Raw genomic sequence first — 910 nt, 5'->3', positions numbered from 1 at the left:
TGTTCTCTGGCGACCCAATTTGGGCAACAGAAGCAATGGCTGGTATGGGCGTTGATGGTCGTACTCTTGTTAGCAAAACGACTTTCCGCTACTTGCACACATTGCACACGATGGGCCCAGCGCCAGAGCCGAACATGACGGTTCTATGGTCTGAACAACTGCCTATCGCGTTTAAACAATACGCGGCTAAAGTGTCTATCGAAACCTCATCACTTCAGTATGAGAACGATGATCTAATGCGTGCGGATTTTGATAATGACGATTACGCGATTGCGTGTTGTGTGAGCCCACAGGTGGTTGGCCAACATATGCAGTTCTTTGGTGCTCGTGCAAACCTTGCTAAAGCGTTGCTTTACACCATTAACGGTGGTGTTGATGAAAAATCTAACATGCAGGTTGGTCCTCAAGTTGCTCGTATCGAAGATGAAGTTCTCGATTTTGACCGCTTAATGCCTCGCTTTGATGGCATGATGGATTGGCTTGCAACGCAATACGTCACTGCGCTGAACGTGATCCATTACTCGCATGACCGTTACAGCTATGAAGCATCGTTAATGGCATTAATGGATCGCGATGTTCATCGCACAATGGCTTGTGGTATTGCAGGGCTGTCGGTTGTTGCTGACTCGTTAGCGGCTATCAAATACGCGAAGGTAACACCAGTACGTAACGAAGATGGCATCGCTGTCGACTTTGATATTGAAGGCGAATATCCAAAATTCGGCAACAACGATTCACGTGTCGATGATATTGCTTGTGATTTGGTTGAACGTTTTATGAAGAAAATTCAGAAAAGGAACACCTACCGTGAAGCGGTTCCAACTCAATCTATCCTTACGATTACTTCAAACGTTGTATATGGTAAAAAAACCGGTAACACGCCTGATGGTCGCCGCGCTGGTATGCCATT

1 protein-coding gene is annotated in these 910 nt (G+C 46.3%); it reads left to right on the top strand.

Annotated elements, in window-relative coordinates; translation table 11 throughout:
- The coding region (locus AB4517_RS21620; RefSeq protein ID WP_372149921.1) for a pyruvate formate lyase family protein at positions 1 to 910 on the top strand (910 nt) is incomplete at both ends.

Source organism: Vibrio sp. 10N.222.52.C3, assembly GCF_041474195.1.
GTDB lineage: Bacteria > Pseudomonadota > Gammaproteobacteria > Enterobacterales > Vibrionaceae > Vibrio > Vibrio crassostreae_C.
The sequence above is the reverse complement of the archived record's forward strand: the minus strand, read 5'-3'. Positions and strand labels throughout refer to the sequence as shown.